Below are 22,449 nucleotides of genomic sequence, written 5' to 3'. Positions count from 1 at the left end.
CTTTACAATTAGTGTACTTAGTTGATAGCTTTCAAGTATGTTCCATAATTGATACCGACACACATTTCTGTGATCTTACCCTTCATCGATACGTCTTGGTTCACGTAAGCTTCAGCAACTACCTTTGCAAGTTGTGAGGGTCTTTTTCTAAGATCTATACCAACGGAATTGATCCCCATATTTTGCAGTTCTTTCATATACGGTAATAGAAGAAGGTCCGATGAATTCAATATGTGTGACAGCCCGTGATCATCTTTGTACACTGGAAATTCGAATTCCTTTTCATCTTTGAGGATGCCGTTCGTCATGTTAGGGTCTCTTGTGCACATAAGTTCGGTTCTTCCAAATACGATGGTTTCCAATCTGCCAGAGTAGTGTTTCGCAATGTTCTCCATCTCGATCTTTGATAATTCCACCGAAAGTGTGGTTTGGAATAATCCCGCCTCGAAATTGCTGTTGAACATATTCATGAAATAGCTACCATAAACACGTGTCTCATTATCGTATTCTACCTGTCCTGGAGAATGTATCATGATGGAATCGTCGTCAACCTTTCCCATCGGATATAGTCTGGGGACATTGGTCACGCATTCGACATTGGTCTTGTTGCACATTTTCTTTGCAATTTCCAGATTTTCATTCATGTCAAAATATACGCGGTCCGCATAAGGTAACACAGTATCTAGGGTTTTTAGTGAGTTCACATAGAAAGAGAATTCGGGTTTCTTCTTAGGACGCTCTACTACCTTCTTATCTACCTTCACATCTGACCTTGTTTTATCTCCGGTGAATTTTGGCGGTTCTCCGACAAGATTCTTGATAATATCGATCTCGGGGTCATAGGTTCTATAGATATCGTACTCTCCGTCGTTTATTCTGAATGGGGATGCGACCTTACCGATATTGGTTAGTTTGAATCCTCCAACCTTCTCGTCTCCCCGGAATATGGATATTCCATCCTTTATGTGAACTGGACAGTTCAGGTCATTGGTATTGAACCTTCTGTCAGAGATGATGACCGTTCCAAGATAATATCCTCTGTTATCTGCGAATCTGTATTGTACTGGTGATTTTACGCCATCGAAATATCCAGGTCCAAAACCTCTGTTGAACACTGTTTTGAGAAGATCGTCGGTATCTTTGATCTCATCCCAGGAATTTCCGTTCTTGGTCATCGAATAGACCTTTGTAGCAAGGTAAGCATAAGCTTCGCTTCTCATTCTTCCTTCGATCTTTGCTGATGTAACGCCTATGGCCTCTAGTTTTTTGATCCATTCCACGCCATAGATGTCAGCATTGCTGAGAAGATATCCTTCTTTTCCATCCATAAAATATTTCTTTCTACATGGTTGGGCGCATTGTCCCCTGTTGCCACTTCTTCCTCCGACCAAACTGGAAAATAAACATCCGCCAGAGATGCAATAGCACATGGCACCTTGGACGAATACTTCCGTTTCTATCGGAGAGTCCTTGATAACTTCGGATAATTCATCAAAGGTCAGCTCTCTGGATAGTACTGCGCGATCCATGCCGTGTTTTGAACACCAGCGTAGCCCTGCCGCACTGTGGATTCCCATTTGTGTGGATGCGTGTTTTGCTATATCGTATCTGGATATGTTTTTAAGAAGTCCAAGGTCTTGTATCAAGATAGCATCGGCATCTATGTCCCTTAAGAATTTGACATATCCGACGGCATTTTCCATCTCTACATCCTTGATGATCGTATTCACGGTGACATATGCCTTGACCTTGTTGTCATGACAATACTCTATTGCACCCTGGAGTTCTTTATCAGAGAAGTTGTCCGCGAATGCTCTGGCTCCGAATATTTTACCTCCGAGGTAAACGGCATCGCAGCCCCCTTTTATAGAAGCGACCAGTCCTTCGGGTGAGCCCGCAGGTGACAATATTTCCATGACTGGTCTATCGCGTATATGATTTAAAGGTTCTCTTATGTTAGATAAAGTTTCAAATCATGTTTTTCTATTTTTAGATCTTTTAGTTCTTCATCCGTGAACACTAAAAGTTTGATGTGTTGTTTTACAAGGAATCTCGCTTTCATGACGCAGTAATTGTAGACCTTGTCGTTAGAATGCATCATTATGGCTTTTAGTGCCCATAGATCAGGACAGTTGCAGTCGCACTTCATAAGAGTATTAACTTTGTTTGTGCACTCGTCGTAGTATCCTTCCAAAATCAGTGATTTCACATCATTTAATTCATCCACGAAGTCAAGATATGTTTCCGACGTAAGCATACATTTGAATAATCTTATTCAATAAATATAGTTATTCGTTGTTAAATATATATTTTTGGTAGATATATGGACAATATATCATAATATAGTTAGCCATCTGTAGATTTTGAATTATGATTTAAAAACCAACTATCTGGCATATCACACTTCATGTTCTTTAGGTCATCCATTCTAAAGATGAGCAGATTTATATTCTGTGAAAGTAGGGATTTGGCCTTCATGACACAATAGTTGTGCAATTGCGGATTGGACCTAACTAGAATCGCCTTCGCTATCCAAAGGTCAGGGCAATTCTCATATTCACTGATACCCATGTCTACTAATTTAAGACAATCGTCACGATCTCCGTTATCGAATAGTCTTTTTATTTCGCATAGATTTTCTATTAATGTTATGTATCCGCTAGTTGCCCACATAGCGACATTATTACGATATGTGAGTTTATAAGATTAACCGTGTCATTTAATATAGAATAACAAAGAACATGAATTGATTCCTTTAAGTCGAGATATGGTTTTGGTTGAAGTTTTCTTTATTTTCGTTATATTACAGTTAGTACTTCCATCATAAACAAGTGTAATTTGTGTCATTTTTATGGACCTAACAGAAATATGCCGTAATTTAGGCAGTAAGAAAAAAAGCGACCTTTCAGTTATTATGGAGGATAACGACATCCTCATAATAAACTGCAGAAAGTGTCTGCATGTTCCGGAGATAAGATCATTAGATTGCATTAGGTGTATGGTGGGATGCATATCTTCGTATGGCAACGTCGAAAGGATCAGACTCAGAACAGGAAAGGATATGGAGATATCCGGTCAAACTGCGAATATCCTATGCGAACTTGCATTGCTTGATAGGTCTGTGAAGAGTGTTGATCTGTCAGTGAAGGCTCATTCATGCAATGTTTGTGAATATTCCCGTGCCAATGTTATAAATGTTGCCTGGCAAGGATTTCCCGACCCTTATTTCGAAGCTGCAAGGGAACTTTTGATGAAATTTAGGGCTAAGGACAGAGAGTGTGCGAATTGTCTAAAGAAAACATATCGTGCGCTGGATCAAGCAGAATTAGGACTTAAGAATATTAAAAAGAAGACCCTGATCATAACAAAAGGTGGTAATTGATGCCTCGCATATTGCCTGGATTAAGGGGATTCATACGAGGGGGCGACAAATACGATCCTCGTTTCGATCAGTATGTGAGCAATAAAGGGAAATTAATAATAAGTGATTACAGCGACGTAGAAAATTTTGAGTATCATAAAGACAAAAATAAAGCCAAATGTCCTCAAAAAAAGGTCGCAGACCTCAGACACAATCAGATTTCAGAAGATATTTCTGATGATTATACAAAAAATGGCCCAGGGTCATTTGACATATCGGATATTGTAGAGGATGGATCGGATACCACTACTGTTAAAGTAAGGAATTATCTGAATAGTGGGTCAGCAGGGACATTCATGACCGATTTTTGTAATATGGCAGAGAGTAACGTCCGGATAAAACCTACATACTCTGATTGCTGGTTGGTTGGAAGAAGAACAGAACTTGAAAAAATGGCAGAATATGAAACTTCGAGCGGCAAAGTTCTAATCGGTATCGCACCCGATGGGGAGATCGAATACAATCTCATGCCAAATGAATATCTTCATCCAGATTCTCTCAATGTTGTCATCTATAACACGATCGGGGATGTCAGGGAAACATTTAGGAAAAATGGAGGTAGGATGGATAAGTCCTCTGTGATCAGTACTGCCAGGGGGATATTGATGAATTCCTCTGATGTTATCGAGGCAGTTTATGGTAGTGATTCCTGCAACATAGAGGCAGCTGTCGTAGAGATGTGCGATATAGTGTATAGATATACAGTTGGCCTTGGTGTGTTTGACACTCTTCTTTCCGATTCTAAACTTGAGGATATCTATATTGATGCACCTTGTGACAAGAATCGCATACATGTAACGATGAATGGGATAGCAGGTGTGAATTCACACATACGTTGCCGGACAAATCTCATTGTTGATAAAAAAGAGGTCATGAATCTCATAAATATTTTGAAAAGAGAGAGCGGATTGCCGTTCTGCGAATCCAATCCAATATTGGAGACCGATATGAAAGGATATGATGCTAGGGCGACCGTTGTAGGGTATCCGATGAGTCCGAACGGAGATGCAGTATCTATCAGAAAACACTCCACGCGCCCTTGGACACTCACAAGGTTGATAGCAAACGGTACATTGGATCCGAAGATCGCAGGACTTCTTTCGTTTTTGGTCGATAATCGCGCTACATTTCTGATTTGCGGTTCAAGGGGAGCTGGTAAGAGTTCAATGCTATCTGCACTTATGTTCGAGTTCCCTCTTTCTCAGAGGATACTTACGATAGAAGATACGGTCGAACTTCCTGGTGAAATGATGAGGAAGATGGGATACAAGGTGCAATCCATGTTGATCGACGACAGGATGAACGGTAATGAGCTTTCAAGGGCGGATGAGGCACTCAGGGTATCGTTGAGGATGGGAGAGTCCGCGATCATACTGGGAGAGGTCAGAGGAGAGGAAGCCAGGACCCTGTATCAAAGTATGAGGACAGGTCGTGCTGGGAGTTCAATTATGGGTACGATACATGGTGATTCTGCGAGGTCTGTCTATGATCGTGTAGTACACGATATGAACATACCTCCAGAAGCATTCATGGCCACGGAAGTATTGGTCACCCTTGGCACCGTGAGGGATAGAAGGACAGGAAATCAGATCAGAAGAATGAATGAAATCGTAGCCACGGGAGAGCATCCAGGTGAGTTCATGGATATCGCAGGTAATGATATGTTGTTCGAGTCACCTGTAATGCATCGTGTGATGTCGATCTCTCAACTATCAAGGATTGAAGCGATAAAGGAGATAAGGGCAAGAGGAATGATAAGGGCCTTCTTAGCCGATATGGGTAACAAAAATGGCGAGGAATTCTTTGGGCCGGAATGGATAGCGTTATCAAATGAACATTTGTCGAAGAACAGGGCAAAAACTGCTGAAGATATGTTGAGATCGTTCAAAGCAAAATTCCAATCAATATCTGGAGTAGGTGAATGACATGTCATTCAATTTACAATTTGGAAAAAAATCGGTCAGCAATCCCAAATCCCTAATGAATGAAGGTCCAACGGTGATAGGAATGATGTCGGTCGTCATTGACGGAGGCGGTTCTTTAGACACAGCGGTCAGAGATGTTGCTAGAGGCGGTCCGCACAATGCTCAGAAATTATTCAGGACAATAGCATTCGATGCAGATACGAGGGTAATCCCAGATATTAAAACGGGGGTGATCTCGTTGTTGGCCTCCTTACCTGAATCGCTATCAGCGTTCAGACGTTCGATGCACATGGTCATGGCTGCTTCCGAATCTAGCGATAAGAACGAGAGGGCAAGGATGTTGAAGGATGCTTCAGACATCTCTCTTTTGGGCCTTAGGGAGGCAGGAGAGGCATACAGTTCATCTTTGAACACGCCATGCATGGCGGTATTCGGTCTAGGCATAATGGTCCCGATGGTATTGATGTCCATACTTCCAATGTTGAATATAGGTGGGATGTTTGGAAGTTCGTCTATAAGTTCCGATATGATATCTGCGATAACGCTCTTTGGTATCCCTGCAGCCATAGTAATTGTCATTCTTTCAGTTCGGGACAGGAATCCTTTCATGTCCCCAACATCTGAGAATCTGGAAGTCAAATACCTTGTTCCGTTCATGATAGCGGTTCCGATGATGTTGATCCTGATGATCAATACGGGTCAGATGGACATATCGATCGTCGTATCATTCTCAGTGGCAGGTTTGATGATGTTCCTATTGACTTATCCCGATGCGAAGAGGGAGAAGATCAGGTCGAAACAGGAGGCATATTTGAAGGATTCCGTTTTTGAGTTAGGAAATAATCTGATCTCTGGAAATGATTTTGAGAATGCGTTGGTTTCTGCCATTAATGTAAGGAAGGAATGTGCGCCTCTTGTCGAATCTGTCAAAAGAGAGATGATGATGTGCAGAGGAGACAATTATACTGCAATAAGAATGTCAGTCGGAAGGACGTCTTCGTTCGTTTCCGATCTGTTTTGTGATATCTGTAGATCTGCACAGAAGGACCTCAGGGATGCTGGGCGCCTCGCCATATCAATAGGTAGACAACTTCAGGATCAGGAAACGGTAAGGAAGAGCATAAGTAACAAATTGAAAAGTATGGTAGACATGATGACAGGGACTGCGATGTTGTTCGCCCCATTGGTATTGGGGATGAGCATATCAATGCTCAAGCCTCTATCAAATATTGTTGAAGGCAGTAATTTCAATGATACTACGGTCATATTATTGGCATATCTCATAGAACTCTGTGTTCTAATGTCATTCCTTACATCTTACCTAAATGGAAATCCAAGTTTTAAGGAAATTCTACGTCGTATAGGTACGATATTGCCAATATCGCTTATTGTGTTCTATGCCAGTACGATGATAACATTTTGAGGGGTAGACCCCTCCTTTTTTACTTTTTTATGTATGCGTATTTGTTACGTTGAGCATCTTGCAATGGTTTGGACTTCTCATTCGTAATATCTAGACAGGTTTGGATTATATTAAGATTGAAATTGTTAGTGCCAAGTTTTTTGACAGTGTTTTTGACAATATCGTCTATGTTGTTGCAAGGAATATGGAACAAAGTACAGAAGATTGTAAGCACCGTATGTAATTCTTTGCTGTAGTCAGTATGTGGGTTGTAATGATATTCAGATGTGAAATTGGATATTGCACCTACTACAGCCAGCATATTATGTCTTAACATGGCGTCATCTATCGGGGTAGAGGTGAATTCCGTGAAATCCCTTATCCATTGAATTTTCATTCTGATTATCTCTTCCATTATCGATCTGGAGCGATAACCGTCGTCAATAAGTTGTGCGATCGTGGTGTCACTCGATGTTGCATATAGTTCAAGGGCCAGCGGAAGAGCGATCGACTCGAGGACATCAGTGTCTTCTTTGAAATTCTGACGTGAGAGTTCAAATGCAGAACTATAGATCAAGACGAAACATTCTTTCAGGATATCATATTTATCCTCGAATAGATTGTATATGCTACCCGCCTTCAGTCCGGTAACATTCTCTATTTCCTTTATGGTGGTATTCTCATATCCTTTTTCCAAGAATACTGGAATTATCTGGGAGGCAATCTTCTTTTTTATTTTCTCCCTTTTGGCAGTAATATTTGGGCTTGTATGCTTTCTGTCCGATTTGTCCACCATGTACATGTCATCAATTTGTGTTTATATAGTTGTTTGTAATTGTACATTTTTCCACGATTATCTTTTATCCTATCATTGTATGTACGTCCCCGTGAACACATACTCCTTTTGCAGGGGAACATTGTTGTTTATGATTTTTTTGGTGGTTCTTTGCGTAATGGTTCCGATCTTTCATGATTATGGAACATATCGTGGATTGGACGGTGTGGCAGGAAAGTTCGATCATCTTGATCTTTGGACGTCTACAGACCCATTTACAGCGTTCATATACGGACTCGGGGATCTTTTTTGTCATCAGGAGGAATCTAGGTCTTTCATGATAAATGGCTCACAGATGCCGTTTTGTTCAAGGGACATATCCATATTTATTGGGATCATAATAGGATTGGTCTCATGGGAGATCCTGCAACTTTACGCCGATCCAAAGGGTAAGGTGGAAGTCGTTTTTGCATCATTACTAATCCTCATTATGATCATGGAATGGATAATAGAAAATCAATCCGGATCAAATATGTTATTTTTCCGGGTTGTCACCGGGACAATGGCGGGGTTCGGCATAGGTTCATTGATATGGGCGTATTCAGACCACGAATTTGGAATTAAAAGTAATAAGGTTTGAAAAGGTTTATTTGGACGGTTTATTCACATTTTGTCCATCCGCAGGATTTGCAGATATTACAACCACCTTGGAATTGGAGTTCGTCACCACATTTGGGACATGGATTGAGCACCACTTTTGGTTTCTGTTCCTTCTTGGTAGGTTCGAATGGAATGCCGTGCACCTCTCTCTGCATTTCTTGATACATATCGATCAGTGCATAACCTACGGCCATAGGACAACAGGATCCTTTGCTAGTATCATGTTTGGTGAAATTGCGCACCGCATATGAAGGACATGAGCCGCAGCTTTTCAGTTGATCCACAATGGCATTGATATCACATCCACTCCTGGCAGCAAGTGAGATCATCCTGGATAGACCTATCATGAAATTATTGCATCCGCCGGTGGAACCTTTGTTGAGATACGCTTCCAAGAGCTCACCCGTATGTGGATCGAAGAATGCTGTGCAGTGTAGACTTCCACATCCTGTCATCAGTTTTCTTTTCTTTCCTACGACATCGTCCGTTACATTCTCGACGAATCCTCTTTTAGGTTTTTCCCTTGGTTCATCGTTCGATGGTTCCACCTTTCCGGTCTTATCTTCCTTTTCTTTTGGAGATAATATCCCAAGACGTTTACACCCGTCTCTGAAAACGGTCACACCTTTGCACCCTATCTCCCATGCATAAATATACAGTTCAAAGACCTCGCCTTCGGTGAAGGTATTGGGCAGATTTACTGTGGAACTTATGGACGCATCGATGTGCATCTGCCAGGTTCCTTGTTGATTCAGACGTTGTTTGTAATCAAGTTTTTGTGCGGTTACGAAGAACTCAGGAAGTCTAGCATCATCAGTTATTCCGTGGGACTCCATGTATTCTCTGACAACCGGTGTATACACTCTGTAATAGTCATCATGTCCAGAGAGGGATACTGTTCTTCTCTCGTAGTAATTGGCGAAGATAGGCTCTATTCCTCCGGATATGCCAAGCATCGTCGACAGCGTTCCGGTTGGAGCAATTGTTAGAAGTTGGGAGTTCCTTAGTCCATATTTTTTGACAAGTTCTCTGGTCTCTGGTGTGGCATTGTATTGGAAATATGGCGAATCCAGGATCTTCTCGGTGTCGCATTTGGGGAATTTTCCCCTCTCCTTGGCCAATAAGGCAGACATTTTTATTGCTTCATCAGCCATTATAGATCCGATCTTGTCACAGAAGTTCATTGCTGATTTGGATCCATATGTAAGCTCTAGTTTGATGAGCATATCTGCAAGGCCCATAATACCGAGGCCTATCTGTCTCCAGTCTCTTACTGATTCCCTCTGTTCTTGCAACGGATGGAGAGGAAGACCTTCTTCGAGCACATCGTTGAGCCCTCTTACACAAATATCGACCGCCTCTCTGAACTCGTTCTCATCGAATTTTTTATCTTTTACGAAGGCTGCAAGATTTATACTTCCTAAAAGGCAACTTCCACCTGCGGGAAGGGGTTCTTCAGCGCAGGGGTTGGTTCCGGCATAATGATAATCAGGTATCTCGCTGAGAAGGTTCCAAGATTCTATTCTGTCCCAAAAAAGACAGCCCGGTTCTCCGTAATCCCAGTTCGCGTAGCACAATTTTTTAAAGAATTCGTATGCATTGAGTTGTTTTGTCGTCTTAGACTCTGTTTCTGGACGACTGAATGTTTGCTCGAAATTTTCTTTGTTCTTTACAGCGTTCATGAATTTATCCGTCATACGGATAGACATGTTCGCTTTGGTAACTCTGTCCACATCCATTTTGACAGACATGAACTCCTCGAGGTCAGGGTGTTCGCACGAAATAGTGAGCATCAATGCTCCTCTTCTGCCGTGTTGACCAATTAAACCTGTTACCATTGAATACAGATCAGTGAATGATACGGCACCAGATGTCTCAGATGCAGTGTTGTTGATCTTTGCACCTCTGGGAGCAAGTTTTGATAGATCTATGCCCACGCCTCCGCCGTAACTGAACGTTCTAGCAAGTTTTCCAGCCGTTTCAAATATAGATTCTATGGAATCTTCCGGCGGAGTGACGACGTAACAATTGGACAATGTAACCTTAAGACCCGTTTTATGAAGACCTCTGTTCGCAAGTATTCTGCCTCCAAAGAGGAACTTCTTTTGGATGATCATATCTTTAATGGCAGAATCGCCATCACTGACACGATCAAGCCATTGATCGAATGTCTCCCCAATGTAACAGTATTTCTTTTGCCAGATGTCAATACCGAGTTGGTTATCATCACCAAGCCATTGCTCGATTTCCATTATGTTTCCCTTCCGCGGACCCCATGCTCTTGGAGTATTATAAAAATTTGTTAAACTGGATTAATGGATGGCGCATATGTGATATTCCCTTAATAATGTATATCAAAATGTAATGACATTTAGGAAATTAAACTTTTTTAATACTCTATATTTTGTTCTACTGGTAATATTCAATAAAGTGTTTTTTATTTGATGGCTACATGTATAGGTATTTTCTGTTATTATACATGGATGTATGTATAATCCATTGTGTTTGCCATTGTAAATATTCTATTGTGAATATCTAGGATCACAAATGGTCAATGTGATGTGTCGGTCGCTCTTGCATCAGTAGCAATCCTTATAACCTTTGAATCAATCGCACTGTCAGCATTCGTTCACACGAAATGCATTTTAATCGATTTCGAAGGGAAAGACATGACTGATGAGGATGTTCTCAAGACGGGTACGACAACGATAGGACTTAAGCTAAAGGATGGTGTCATACTTGCATCAGACCAAAGAGCTACGATGAATAATCTCATCGCGTCCAGCACGGTCCAGAAAGTATATCCTCTATCGGATAATCTCGGGATGACCATCGCAGGGGTCGTTGGAGATGCCCAGTTGATGGTCAGATATATGCAGAGCGAAATTTCGATATATTCAATGAAAAAAGGTGGGCCAATGTCCGTTCAGACCGCCGCAACCCTCGTCGGTTCTGTCATTCGTCAGGGATTCTACCTAGGACTCATTGTTGGCGGATATGATCTGACAGGAGGACATGTCTTCAGCATCGACGGCGCAGGCGGATGCATAGAGGACAAGTATATCTCCGTTGGTTCCGGGTCCGTGTTTGCCCTCGGAGCACTCGAGGCCGCATTCAAACCAGATCTTAGTAAAAAAGACGGCATAGACGTCGCCATAACTGCTCTCAATTCCGCTAGGAGAAGGGACAATTGTACAGGTGACGGTATGTTGATAGCATACATAGGTTCCAAAGGATTTGAATGGATCCCGCAGGACCAGATCAAAAGTCGTTGCACCGAGATTGGGTTCAATTATCCCAATTGATCTTGGTGTTTTCTCAAATCTTTTAAACCCCATTCTTTAAGCTGGATTTCATATGAACCCCGATAGATTGTTCGACAACCTCAGAGAGGAAGTCAAAAAAAGCGTTCCTGCAGACATGAACGTTTCTGGCATTGAATTCGAAGGCCCGATAATTGCAATATATACGAAGGAATACGATAAGTATACTGAAAATAACGATGTAGCAAAAGTTTTGGCTCAGACATTGAGAAGAAGGGTCGATATAAGGCCCGATCCCAGCATGCTTGAGGATGTTAACGAAGTGGATGAAAAGATCCGTTCGATGATCCCTGCGTCGGCTGAACTTTTCGATGTGAATTTCATTCCAGAGACTGGAGAGGCCATAATAGAGGCCATTAATCCCAATGAGGTCGTAGGGAAGGAAGGAAAACTGCTTGCAGATCTTAAAAAAGAATCAGGATGGAACATAAAGGTCATCCGTGCCCCACCGATACCTTCGAAGACCGTATCAGATGTGAGAGGGTATCTTCGTCATGAGCAGGACGAGAGGAGGACCATGCTCAAAAATGTCGCCAGGAGACTTGCAAGACCGAGGATCGAGGGAGAACAATGGGTAAGAATGACCACCTTAGGTGGATTCAGGCAGGTCGGAAGATCAGCTACATTACTCACTACCAGAGAGTCCAAGATCCTAATAGATTGTGGATTGGATCCCAGCAGTGATGCGACACCATATTTTGCCATACCCGAGGCTCAACCTCTGAGCGATATCGATGCCGTTGTAATCACACATGCCCATTTGGATCACTGTGGTACTTTGCCAGCTCTTTTCAAATATGGTTATGAAGGGCCGGTTTATTGTACTCCGCCAACAAGGGACCTGATGGCATTGTTGCAACTTGACAACATCAAACTAGGTTTCGGTGAGGCGAAGAAGGCACTTTACGAAGCACAACATGTCAGAAAAGAGATATTACACACAATAACTCTCAAATACAATGAGACCACGGATATCTCACCAGATATAAGGCTTACTTTCCATAATGCTGGGCATATTTTAGGATCGGCAATTGCACATTTCCACATCGGTGACGGCCTACACAATGTCGCATTCACCGGAGATACCAAATTCGAGAAGACCTGGCTTTTCAATCCTGCCAATAACAGATTCCCTAGATTGGAGACCCTGGTGATCGAGTCCACATACGGTGGTCATAATGATATGCAGCCCTCTCGTGTGGATGCATCGGATGAGATGCGCGAACTTCTAACTCAAGCAATATCCCATGGCGGTAAGGTACTAATCCCTGTGTTCGCAGTGGGAAGATCACAAGAGGTCATGTTGGTCATAGAGGAACTCATGCGGACGGGAAGGATACCCACTATCCCTGTGTACCTTGACGGAATGATATGGGAAGCAACTGCGATACATACAGCGTACCCCGAATACCTAAATAGTCAACTAAGGGCACAGATCTTCCAACAGAATGAGAATCCGTTCCTTTCTCCAATATTCAAACGTGTGGAGACAATGGCGATGAGAGAGGAGATATGTCATTCTCCTGATACTTGCATAGTGCTTGCCACCAGCGGTATGATGTCCGGAGGTCCTGTGATGGAATACTTCAAAGAGTGGTGTGACAACGAGAACAACTCATTGTTGTTCGTAGGTTATCAGTCCGAAGGCAGTATGGGACGTACGATACAAAGAGGAAGGACGGACATATCGCTCAATTCCAAGGGAAAGACCATGGATCTACAGATCAAGATGAATATCGTCACGGTAGATGGTTTCTCCGGTCACTCGGATAGGAAACAGTTGATGAAATACATAGCATCCCTCGAACCGAAACCTGATAGGATAGTCATCGGTCACGGTGAAGATAGGAAGTGTACCGATCTTGCTTCTTCTATATACAAGAAATTCAATATAGAAACTAGAGCACCCCAAAATTTGGAGACAATAAGGCTCAGGTAAGGTAGACGATGAGATATGTGGTGGCCATGACCGGAGCATCCGGCAGTGCATACGGTATAAAACTTCTGCGCGAGCTTCCCGGTGAGAAGATATTGGTGATCTCCGAGACAGCTAAAGCCATAATTCAGGCGGAGACTGATTATTCAGTGGAAGAAGTGTATGCAATGGCAGACAAGGTGTTCGAGGACACGAATCTTTTCGCATCTATCTCTTCCGGATCTTACGAGTATGACTGTATGTTCGTAGTTCCATGCAGTGAATCATCTGTTGCCAAATATGCAAGTGGTATAGCGGACACACTGATCTCCAGGGCAGTATCTGTATGCATCAAAGAGGGAAGGAAGTTGATCCTTGTCATCAGAGAGACGCCCAAGAGCGCGATAATGCTGGAAAATGAGCTTAAATTGGCCAGATCAGGCGTTGTGATAATGGACGCGAATCCTGGATTCTATCCCGGTCCCAAGACCGTTGAGGATATGGTCGATTTTATTGTGGGAAGGTGTCTAGACCGTGCTTCGATCCAGAACACCTTGTACAAAAGATGGGAATGACCTCACTCCAAAAGAATAGCAGGTCTTCCGGGGACCGCCACCTTTGATTTGTTCTGAGGATCGTACAGTTCTTCTTGATCCGCACTATACACTTTTACCGATGTTCCTAATTCGGTAGAAAGGAAACCCTCGCACGATCTCAGGAATGCAGTCTCATCGAGCTCGACAATAGGCCTCTTAGCATCTACTGTAGATCTGATGAATTCTGTTGCTGTCTTCTTTGCGAATTCAGAAACTGCTTTTCCATTCTTTCTCATGTTCTCGTCTGCCATACATCTCTTGGTAAGCGAAGGTATGTCGAGATTTCCATCCTTCATCATTTCAAGGGCAAATGTCATGACTTCTACTTTCCAGGCCGGTGAGGTATATATCACTATATTTTTCGGTTCGATATTGGCAACCTTTCTTATCTGTGCAATGTCCGACATGACGCCTCTGATAAAATCTTCATTGTATTCTGTATTCGAAGATATTTCTCTGGCTTCTGGGAATTGCGCTGCCGATACAAGGCCTTGGAACCCTGCTATAGACCAGAGTTCCTCTGCAACATGAGGTGTTATCGGCATCATGCTCATTATCCATGTACTGAGTGCCTCGTTAATGGTCTCTTTGTTCTTTCCGCCTCTCCTGTTGTACCATTTGAGGTCATTAAGCATTTCATAATAGGCTGTTGTTGCCATCACCCTCAGATCGAATTTATCCATAGCAGCACGTATCTCTGTGATATGCGTGTTGAATCTGGAAATCAACCAATCGTCGATATTGCTTTTCGGTGAGTTTGATTCAGATGCAACGATCTCTTCCACAGTCCCCAAGATCCTATCAAGTCTTTGACGGTAGGTCATCACTGTGTCCTCATCCCATTCCACATCTACGAACATAGAGGCCACATGTGCATAGTACAATCTCATCGCGTCGACACCGAATTTCGCTGCCGCTCCCGGGATCGGTTGTGCGCCACCTTTTGATTTGGAGATCTTGCTCTTCTTTCCGGTTATGTACCAATTGACCAGAATGCCTTTAGGCTGCATATTGTCAGGCAATATCGCCCTATGATTCATTAGAAATACCGGGAAATGCACGGTCATGTGTTCTTTTCCGCCCAGATTGACATCCAAGGGATACCAATAGTGAACGTCCTTGTTGATGCGGGTGAGCAATTCTTCGCTGACACCGGTGTTTGCCGAAACTTTGTTTATTTGACCTTTGTCGAGTATGACATAATCAAAGAACTCTTCGGTCATGTTCTCGGGTTTGATCGTTCCATCGTTCGCATATATTGAAATGATGTAATAGAGAGGATATAGTGTAGAATCAGATATGGCCTCAATTATCCATTTCTCATCGAATGGGAATTTGGTTCCCAACCAGTTCCCCTGTCTTACGCATGCTCTTTCTCTGAACCAATTAAGGACATTGTGTACATTCTCATAATATTCAGAGGGATAGATCTGCATATCCTTGCAATGCTCACTGGTCATATCGGTCAGTTTCTGATCACCGTATTTTATGAACCACTGATCATCGATCCTTCTGATATGGACAGGCTGTCCACATCTGCAAACAACCTCTTCTGTAAGGTCATGGAAAAGTTCTGCTTCTCCGGTGTCGATCATGGCCTGTTTCATTTTGTCCTTGGCCTCTTCCACGCGCATTCCTGAGAATGGTCCGCAGACGTCCTTCATCTTACCCATGTGGTATCCGTCCTTGTAGACCTGTTTTTTAGCTTCTACAAGTTTGGGATCGCCAGGCTGAGTTATTTCGAGTTTATCGATCATATCCTTGGCCGGAAAATCCCCGTACCCTCCAATATCTATGATTGATATTGGTACTACAGAATCCACGACATCCTTCGATAGTCCGTACTCAGTTATTATATTGGAATCTTTTTTTATGGCATCTAGCGAGATCCAGTCATCGGGGGCATCTGAAGGAACAGATGTTACCAATCCTGTTCCCACAGAAGGGTCACAGAAAGCGGCTGGGAACACAGGGATCATACGATGGATCATCGGGGCTTCGCACATCCATCCTATCATCTGACGACCTGGTATGGAGCCGACGATCTTGATCCCATCCTTTTGAAGTTGAAGTTTTTCTGCTGCTTGAGGAGATACTATCCAGATCTCTCCGTTCTTTGAGATCTTCTTGTATTCTACTTCGGGATTTACCCAGAAACATACTTGTCCATAAACGGTTTCAGGCCTCAATGTAGCTGCGATGAGGTAGACGTCGTTACATTTGAATTTTAAAAGCGTATATTCTTGTGTTTCGGCGTTCCCACCTTTGGAGATGTCTGTTTCTGATGCATCTACCGCAACTGGTCCACAATTAGGGCACGCAGGTGCAAAATAGGGTTTTTGCATTAAAAGTTCTTTTTCTTTTAATTTTCTGAATTGCCACTGGATGAATTTACCATAATCCGGGAAAAGAGTGCATGTGAATCTTCTCCAATCTGCAAGGAATCCGAATTTCTTCCAATAGTCCTCTACATAGACATCGTTAAAGAAATTCACTACACCCATGGGGTCTTTAAGTTGTTCTAATTTTTCCTCAGGGCATCCGTTCCTGATCAAGTAGTCTATGAATTCGGCATCGTTCTTATTTACTCTGGCAGCGAGACTTATGGCACCGTTCCCTGTTGCGTGAGTACCGACAGGAAAAAGAACATTGTATCCTGTCATACGTTTGTATCTTCCTATGGCGTCGGTATACGTATATCCCCTCAGATGGCCGACATGGAGGTAGCCTGTAACACCGGGGTATGCAAAGATCATCATGAACTTTGGTTTTTTCTCATCCCTCTCTGCAAGGTTGAGGCCATTTTCGATCCATTTTGATTGCCATTTCTTCTCCATTTCGTTGTAATCGTATGCCATTCGGATCCCTTTTTAAGCTATGCTCGCGTGTATATTCACACGTAATATATAATTTCGCAAACGGAATAGAACCTATTTTTTCTGTCTTACAGTTGTATGACATAGAATCGGAATTTAATTTTCTTTTGTCCGACAATAAAAATATTGTTTTAAAAATCCCCTTAATTTTTCATATTGTTTATATAGTGACATGTTATTTAATAAAATGTTTCGGGAATAACTGTTGTTTTTCTGGTTATTTCTGTCAGACAATGTAAGGCGTTTGTCAGACAAAATATAAATACGCGTAAGACATATTCATATTTGCGAGTCGGATATGACTTGCAAATGAGTAACGGTGATGAATATGGCCGACGAAGGAACCAAGATCACGATCAGGATGGGACCTGAGGAAATCCAGAACATGGAAGACTTTATGGCAGATCATGGTGTAGGAAACAGGTCAGATTTCATTCGTGAAGCTATAGTCAGCCATATAGCCTCCAAAAAGGCAGGTATGACTGGTACGGGAACTGGAGGCGGGATGTTCGTCCACCTCAGTGACGTACAACTTGGAATCCTCAGAGGGATCGAAATGGATGGGACTTGCTCGATCTCCGCAGAGGAGTTCGCTAGGAAATGCATCTTGGATGTCATTGTCCCTGCGAGCATCCAGGAAGACGTCATTGCGCGTGCCGTGAAAGCAGCGCAGATGGCTTCGCAGCTCAAATGAAGGGATGGGAGTTTGATCGTCCGACAGGACGGATGGGAACGCTTAGGCGCTGTCCTGCCAGACGATCGGTAAAACGATTTAAAAAAATGGGGGATGCACTAATGGTAAGTACGGTTGAGGCGGGTATGGAAATATCCTTGGAGCCGCATATTGCTGTGATCGGTGTAGGCGGAGCTGGATGCAACGTTGTGAACGATCTTTACTGTTCTTTGGCTCCAGTGGACACCGTAGCTGTCAATACCAACAAAGTGGCTCTTCTTTCGACATCGGCCGACAAGAAGATCTACATTTGTAAGGAGGTTACCAGGGGAGAAGGTACACATGGGGATGCGAGACTTGGTAAGAAGTGTGCGCAGGTCCATGAGGAAGAAATAAAGCAGGCACTTGTAGGACACGACGCAGTGTTCATAGTGGCTGGACTAGGCGGAGGGACAGGAACGGGCGCAGCATCTGTCGTAGCAGAGATATGCGATCGTTTGAATGTTATGACCTTCGCGATCGTCATCGATCCTTTCTCGTTTGAGGGGTCGAGGATGACAGCAGCGGCAGAAGGACTTAGGTCACTGAGGGCTGTTTGCATGAACGTATTCAGGTTTCAAAACGATCGTATGATCGAGCAGATGCCTGAGTTGACACTTGAGAAGGCAATGGCAGAAGTAAATGCTTGCATTCGTAAGGTAATAATGGGAACTGTAGAAAAGATTCCAAATTATCTGAAGGAAGAAGTAGAAGCGGTCGCCAGTGTCATTTGCAAGAAAGAGCAGACAGGATTCAAGGAGATCACAGACATCAGGTCTTCGGTCGTCCAAGACATTTGAGGTCTTCTAAGCTAAATAGCTATTGGGGCAATTGCCCCAACATCTATATTTTTAACAGTTTGTTGTTTCAGTTCGTCATGATCTCGAGGATCGGATGACCATTACATATCAGTGTTTCATTGCATCATAGCCCATATCGAACGCTTTCGAATTGAGGTCTACGAATTTTGCAGGCACGGTTTCCATCAAGGTTTCTTTCAGAAGTTCTTTGGATATCGGGAAGCCTTTGATGGCCGCGATCGCGCCTATCATGACCGCATTGGCTGCAACAGCTTTTCCTGCCTGAAGAGCTATTTTCGTTGCTTCGATGGTTGCCACGTGCTGATTCACATTCTTGACAGATCTTACCAATTCTTCGATATTAGGATACTCTTCAAATCCGGCCGCAACCATCGATGGATAGATTGGGTCGAGGTTCATAAGGATCTTAGTATCCTTGTTACCTAGGGTCAAGGACCGGCAGGTCTCAACGGGTTCGAATCCCATTATGATATCTGCCCCACCGGTAGCTTCCAGCGGACTTATCACGTTGTCACCGAAACGCAAAGTAGAGAGAACGCTCCCTCCTCTCTGTGCCATTCCATGCACTTCGCTCATAGATACCTTGTATCCTGCTTTCATGGCGGCATTTCCAAGTACCATCGATGCTAGAAGGACACCTTGTCCACCTACGCCGACTATCTGTATCGTGTACTTCATTGTTTCACCTCCGAGATGGCACCTTTAGGACAAATATTGGCGCACATTCCGCAACCTATGCATTGCGTTTTGTCGACAGTAAGTGTCTTGTCCTTGTTCTTTATGAGTGCTGGACATGCTATCATTTTAAGGCATGTGTAGCATTTTATGCATTTTTCCCCATCAACAGAGTATTGTTTGTTGATGAGTTGTTTCTGTTTCTTAAGTTCCAACGGACATGCCATTTTGGATATGACGACAGAGACCCCGTCGAATTCCATTGCCTCTTTCATGACCCTAGTAGCTTCTTTGACATCGTAAGGATTGACTGTTTTTACGAATTTGACGCCCACGCCCTTGACCATTGCTTCAATGTCGATGGCTTCGGTGTTGACATTACCGAATGTTCTTCCGGTTCCTGGATTTGGTTGATGTCCTGTCATGGCCGTGGTCCTGTTGTCCAATATCACCATCAAGATCTTGTGATCGTTGAACAGTGCGGACGTCAGCGGGGGAATTCCTGCATGGAAGAAGGTTGAATCTCCCAGGAATGCGATGGCCTTTTGATCGGTGGCCTGGGCGAATCCTCCTGCAGCTCCGGCGCCACCTCCCATGCATATTATGAAATCGGCAGTGTTAAAGGGAGCTTGCACACCAAGAGTATAGCATCCAATGTCTGAACAGTAAACATGTGGGTTATCTCCAACAGCTTTCTTTGTCGCTGCGTAGATGCCTCTGTGAGGACATCCTGCACATAGGGTCGGAGGTCTTCCGGGGAGTTTGATCGAGCATTGATCGAGAGGCACGGGCATCTCCTGTACCTTTACAAGATCGGCAAGCCCTTTCATCGTGTCCGGCGAGAATTCCCATTGTCTGGGAAGATGTCCGGATCTTTTTCCGTAGACAGGCACATTTAATTGATTCTGAGCGCAGATCCTGAGCACCTGATCTTCCACAAAGGGCTCCAATTCCTCCACTACAATGATGCACTTTTTATTTCTTATGAACTCAGCGATCTTCTTCTCTGGAAGGGGGTTGGTGAATCCAAGTTTCAATATGGAAGTCCCCGAAGTGTATTCCTTTACATATGTGTAAGAAACACCGGATGTTATTATCCCCACATCGCCAGAACCTTCAATGAAATTCAACGGAGACCCTTCGGAGAGCTCCTGTGCTTTTTTACTTATTTCAAGCAATCTCACTCTGTTGAGCTTAGCGAATGCAGGTATATTGACGAATCTTTTGTCATCCTTATCAAAATGTCCTATTGCAGGAGATTCATCAATTGATCCGAATTTTACTACTGAACGGGCATGGTTGACCCTCGTCGTGGTCCTAAATATGAGCGGTACGGTGAGTTCTTCTGATACTCTGTAGGCCTCTTTGATCATGTCCTTGGCTTCCTGAGGCGTGGAAGGTTCCATCATTGGAAGCAGTGAAAGCGTGGCGTAATATCTGTTGTCCTGTTCATTCTGGGAACTGTGTGCGGACGGATCGTCAGCAGATAATATCAGCATCCCCGCCTTCACACCAGCATAGGCAAGTGTCATCATGGGATCGGCTGCAACATTGAGTCCGACATGTTTCATGAATGTGAAGGATCTGACGCCTGACGATGCTGCTGCTGCCGCGGTCTCCATTGCGACCTTCTCATTGGATGAGAATTCAAAATACATGCCAGTTTTGTGGGCCATGGTCTCAAGGATATTGCCTATCTCAGATGAGGGCGTCCCAGGATATGTGGTGGCGAATTTGACTCCTGCCTCCACGAGCCCTCTTGTTATTGCCTCGTTGCCTAAAAGCAGTTGCTGGTCGTCCTTAGCCAGAATATCAGTCATATAATGCCTCTAATGGACGGTGTATCTATTGAGTGTTTATATTATCTTTTGAGGACAAACAATAAAAATGTGGATTGGGTACGGGCATCAAAGCAGGGGTTGCCGAGCCAGGAAAAGGCGCAGGACTTAGGATCCTGTACTTAGTGTTTCGGGGGTTCAAATCCCCTCCCCTGCACTATTTTTCAGTTATTGATTAGGCTAAAAATTATGGAATCTTTAGAATCTTTAATACGATGTTATTAGATAATAATTATTTATCCTAATTAGGAAAATGACATCCAAAAGGATAATATATTCTTTAAGTAGTTGGATGATGGCGAGGTCTAAAATGGATAAGAAAGTAATTGCTGCAGCAATCGTTGCAATAATTGTCATAGCAAGTGTAGGGGTCTACGCACTTACTAAGAATGATACAGAGACAGACTCATCATATACTTTGCTAGCCAGAGTGAATACGGAGGGGTCAGGGATCTACATAGAAGATAGTATTCTTGATGAGAGGGGAGGTCTTTCGGCCTTTTATACTATCAACGATGACGATACATACACGATCGATAGTACCAACGCGGTAGCCTGGGGCGGTTTGATATTCGGAACTCCCGGACAAACATCAATACAGCACATTCAACTTCAGACGATTGTTGAAGACTATCTCGGCCTGACATTCTCGTTGTATCAGGAAGGAACAGATATTGATCCAACGCACGTTTATTACGTATCCAGTATAACGAATGCCACCAATGCCCTCAATAATGGAATAATCGAGGGCGGAATACTTTGGCAACCACAATATCAAGCAATAGTGGATGATACCTCAGGCAAATTTACAGCGCTTGCGCTTACAAACAATATATTTCCCGATCACACATGTTGCGTTCTTGCAGGATCAACGTCTTACATAAAATCCAATACAGATGTTACAGAAAGGTTCCTTGCAGCATATGTGGAAGGTGTAGAATGGGTACAGTACGCATTGGCTGATCCGACCTCGACAGAATACACCGATCTTGTTGCACTCTGTATGGCAAAAACTGTCGGACTCACAGAGGAAGAGATCGAAGAGTCATTGGCAACCGTCACATACACATATGGGGACGCTGACGATGATGCACCGTTGGCATCGCTCATAGCAGATGTTGCTGCACTCACAGATAGTCTTGAAGCACTTGGTTCTTTGAAACATACTGTTCAAGATCTAGGATTCTCCGATTCAACGGATTTTGCAAACGCATTCATCGATGGCAGTTATTTGTCCAATGTGTTGAACAATGATGTAAGCAAATCCTCGTCTACAGTGACGGTCGGTGTGGCGGTCATAACCGGAGATCTTCATCAGATCGCATTGCACGCAGCAATTGAACAAGGATTCTTTACAGAATACGGGATAAACATATCTCTTTCTGGGGCGACCAACGGTGCAGGTGTTGCAGTAGCACTTCAGAACCGCACTGTTCAGTTTGGTTTGATGGGAGCGCCGCCTGCGACGATCACTACAATCAACAGCGAGCTTATTAAGGCATAAACGGTT

Annotated in this window: 17 protein-coding genes and 1 tRNA gene; 11 read left to right on the top strand and 7 right to left on the bottom strand. The window is 43.4% G+C overall.

All coding sequences use genetic code 11. The features are described 5' to 3' along the window. Positions 1–17: 17 nt before the first annotated feature. Both KRP56_04570 and KRP56_04565 read right to left on the bottom strand, forming a co-directional pair. Entirely contained in the window at positions 18–1,916 is a 1,899-nt protein-coding gene (locus KRP56_04570; protein ID UAL07126.1) for a U32 family peptidase, read from the bottom strand. Positions 1,917–1,951: 35 nt separating this feature from the next. Further along, positions 1,952–2,257 carry a hypothetical protein gene (locus KRP56_04565; protein UAL07125.1) on the bottom strand — a complete coding sequence of 102 codons (306 nt, stop codon included), beginning with the start codon at positions 2,255–2,257 and terminating at the stop codon, positions 1,952–1,954. Between the two features lie 594 nt (positions 2,258–2,851). Between KRP56_04565 and KRP56_04560 the strand changes: the two genes are divergently transcribed. The 3 genes from KRP56_04560 (at position 2,852) to KRP56_04550 (ending at position 6,769) form a co-directional block, all read left to right on the top strand. After that, entirely contained in the window at positions 2,852–3,382 is a 531-nt protein-coding gene (locus KRP56_04560) for a hypothetical protein (GenBank protein UAL07124.1), read from the top strand. Between the two features lie 335 nt (positions 3,383–3,717). Beyond that, a complete protein-coding gene (locus tag KRP56_04555) occupies positions 3,718–5,346 on the top strand; it encodes a type II/IV secretion system ATPase subunit (protein ID UAL08458.1) in 1,629 nt (542 codons plus the stop codon). Position 5,347: 1 nt separating this feature from the next. Beyond that, positions 5,348–6,769 carry a hypothetical protein gene (locus tag KRP56_04550; protein UAL07123.1) on the top strand — a complete coding sequence of 474 codons (1,422 nt, stop codon included), beginning with the start codon at positions 5,348–5,350 and terminating at the stop codon, positions 6,767–6,769. 19 nt (positions 6,770–6,788) lie between these two features. Here the strand turns inward: KRP56_04550 and KRP56_04545 are convergent, their stop codons facing one another. Next, positions 6,789–7,544, bottom strand: coding sequence for a TetR/AcrR family transcriptional regulator (locus KRP56_04545; GenBank protein ID UAL07122.1), 756 nt, complete (start codon positions 7,542–7,544; stop codon positions 6,789–6,791). Positions 7,545–7,701: 157 nt separating this feature from the next. Between KRP56_04545 and KRP56_04540 the strand changes: the two genes are divergently transcribed. Then, a complete protein-coding gene (locus KRP56_04540) occupies positions 7,702–8,163 on the top strand; it encodes a DUF2085 domain-containing protein (GenBank protein UAL07121.1) in 462 nt (153 codons plus the stop codon). Positions 8,164–8,182: 19 nt separating this feature from the next. Here KRP56_04540 and KRP56_04535 read toward each other — a convergent pair whose 3' ends face one another. Next, complete coding sequence (locus tag KRP56_04535; protein UAL07120.1) at positions 8,183–10,435, bottom strand: adenosylcobalamin-dependent ribonucleoside-diphosphate reductase; 2,253 nt, start codon at positions 10,433–10,435, stop codon at positions 8,183–8,185. 417 nt (positions 10,436–10,852) lie between these two features. On the opposite strand from KRP56_04535, the gene KRP56_04530 reads away from it, so the two are divergent. From KRP56_04530 to KRP56_04520, 3 genes are read left to right on the top strand one after another with little or no spacing between them, the layout of a single operon-like run. After that, on the top strand, positions 10,853–11,488 hold the full coding sequence (locus tag KRP56_04530) for a proteasome subunit beta (GenBank protein UAL07119.1): 636 nt from the start codon (positions 10,853–10,855) through the stop codon (positions 11,486–11,488). A 52-nt stretch (positions 11,489–11,540) separates the two neighbouring features. Next, positions 11,541–13,445 carry a beta-CASP ribonuclease aCPSF1 gene (locus KRP56_04525; GenBank protein ID UAL07118.1) on the top strand — a complete coding sequence of 635 codons (1,905 nt, stop codon included), beginning with the start codon at positions 11,541–11,543 and terminating at the stop codon, positions 13,443–13,445. An 8-nt stretch (positions 13,446–13,453) separates the two neighbouring features. Next, a complete protein-coding gene (locus tag KRP56_04520) occupies positions 13,454–13,996 on the top strand; it encodes a UbiX family flavin prenyltransferase (GenBank protein ID UAL07117.1) in 543 nt (180 codons plus the stop codon). 2 nt (positions 13,997–13,998) lie between these two features. Here the strand turns inward: KRP56_04520 and leuS are convergent, their stop codons facing one another. Next, positions 13,999–16,875, bottom strand: a complete 2,877-nt coding sequence (gene leuS, locus KRP56_04515) for a leucine--tRNA ligase (protein UAL07116.1) — start codon at positions 16,873–16,875, stop codon at positions 13,999–14,001. Positions 16,876–17,221: 346 nt separating this feature from the next. Here leuS and KRP56_04510 point away from each other — a divergent pair, with 346 nt between their 5' ends. Together KRP56_04510 and KRP56_04505 are read left to right on the top strand one after the other, a co-directional pair. After that, the gene (locus tag KRP56_04510) at positions 17,222–17,587 is read left to right on the top strand and encodes a ribbon-helix-helix domain-containing protein (protein UAL07115.1); all 366 of its coding nucleotides are present in this window, start codon (positions 17,222–17,224) and stop codon (positions 17,585–17,587) included. A 101-nt stretch (positions 17,588–17,688) separates the two neighbouring features. Beyond that, positions 17,689–18,405, top strand: a complete 717-nt coding sequence (locus KRP56_04505; protein UAL07114.1) for a cell division protein FtsZ — start codon at positions 17,689–17,691, stop codon at positions 18,403–18,405. Between the two features lie 108 nt (positions 18,406–18,513). Here KRP56_04505 and iorB read toward each other — a convergent pair whose 3' ends face one another. Both iorB and iorA read right to left on the bottom strand, forming a co-directional pair. Continuing rightward, positions 18,514–19,104 carry an indolepyruvate ferredoxin oxidoreductase subunit beta gene (gene iorB, locus KRP56_04500; GenBank protein ID UAL07113.1) on the bottom strand — a complete coding sequence of 197 codons (591 nt, stop codon included), beginning with the start codon at positions 19,102–19,104 and terminating at the stop codon, positions 18,514–18,516. Further along, positions 19,101–20,921 carry an indolepyruvate ferredoxin oxidoreductase subunit alpha gene (gene iorA, locus KRP56_04495; GenBank protein UAL07112.1) on the bottom strand — a complete coding sequence of 607 codons (1,821 nt, stop codon included), beginning with the start codon at positions 20,919–20,921 and terminating at the stop codon, positions 19,101–19,103. The genes iorB and iorA overlap by 4 nt, the downstream gene beginning before the upstream one ends. Positions 20,922–21,013: 92 nt before the next feature. On the opposite strand from iorA, the gene KRP56_04490 reads away from it, so the two are divergent. Further along, positions 21,014–21,096: transfer RNA gene (locus KRP56_04490), tRNA-Leu, on the top strand. Between the two features lie 153 nt (positions 21,097–21,249). Next, positions 21,250–22,443 carry an ABC transporter substrate-binding protein gene (locus KRP56_04485; GenBank protein ID UAL07111.1) on the top strand — a complete coding sequence of 398 codons (1,194 nt, stop codon included), beginning with the start codon at positions 21,250–21,252 and terminating at the stop codon, positions 22,441–22,443. Positions 22,444–22,449: the final 6 nt, after the last annotated feature.

It is taken from the genome of Candidatus Methanogranum gryphiswaldense (assembly GCA_019262145.1).
Lineage (GTDB): Archaea > Thermoplasmatota > Thermoplasmata > Methanomassiliicoccales > Methanomethylophilaceae > Methanogranum > Methanogranum gryphiswaldense.
Note: the sequence above shows the minus strand (reverse complement) of the source record. Positions and strands in the feature narration are given on the sequence as shown.

Coding starts and splice junctions, on each gene's coding strand:
- KRP56_04570 (UAL07126.1), bottom strand. CDS start 1,916: ATGGAAATATTGTCACCTGCGGGCTCACCCGAAGGACTGGTCGCTTCT.
- KRP56_04565 (UAL07125.1), bottom strand. CDS start 2,257: ATGCTTACGTCGGAAACATATCTTGACTTCGTGGATGAATTAAATGAT.
- KRP56_04560 (UAL07124.1), top strand. CDS start 2,852: ATGGACCTAACAGAAATATGCCGTAATTTAGGCAGTAAGAAAAAAAGC.
- KRP56_04555 (UAL08458.1), top strand. CDS start 3,718: ATGACCGATTTTTGTAATATGGCAGAGAGTAACGTCCGGATAAAACCT.
- KRP56_04550 (UAL07123.1), top strand. CDS start 5,348: ATGTCATTCAATTTACAATTTGGAAAAAAATCGGTCAGCAATCCCAAA.
- KRP56_04545 (UAL07122.1), bottom strand. CDS start 7,544: ATGGTGGACAAATCGGACAGAAAGCATACAAGCCCAAATATTACTGCC.
- KRP56_04540 (UAL07121.1), top strand. CDS start 7,702: ATGGTTCCGATCTTTCATGATTATGGAACATATCGTGGATTGGACGGT.
- KRP56_04535 (UAL07120.1), bottom strand. CDS start 10,435: ATGGAAATCGAGCAATGGCTTGGTGATGATAACCAACTCGGTATTGAC.
- KRP56_04530 (UAL07119.1), top strand. CDS start 10,853: ATGACTGATGAGGATGTTCTCAAGACGGGTACGACAACGATAGGACTT.
- KRP56_04525 (UAL07118.1), top strand. CDS start 11,541: ATGAACCCCGATAGATTGTTCGACAACCTCAGAGAGGAAGTCAAAAAA.
- KRP56_04520 (UAL07117.1), top strand. CDS start 13,454: ATGAGATATGTGGTGGCCATGACCGGAGCATCCGGCAGTGCATACGGT.
- leuS (UAL07116.1), bottom strand. CDS start 16,875: ATGGCATACGATTACAACGAAATGGAGAAGAAATGGCAATCAAAATGG.
- KRP56_04510 (UAL07115.1), top strand. CDS start 17,222: ATGGCCGACGAAGGAACCAAGATCACGATCAGGATGGGACCTGAGGAA.
- KRP56_04505 (UAL07114.1), top strand. CDS start 17,689: ATGGTAAGTACGGTTGAGGCGGGTATGGAAATATCCTTGGAGCCGCAT.
- iorB (UAL07113.1), bottom strand. CDS start 19,104: ATGAAGTACACGATACAGATAGTCGGCGTAGGTGGACAAGGTGTCCTT.
- iorA (UAL07112.1), bottom strand. CDS start 20,921: ATGACTGATATTCTGGCTAAGGACGACCAGCAACTGCTTTTAGGCAAC.
- KRP56_04485 (UAL07111.1), top strand. CDS start 21,250: ATGGATAAGAAAGTAATTGCTGCAGCAATCGTTGCAATAATTGTCATA.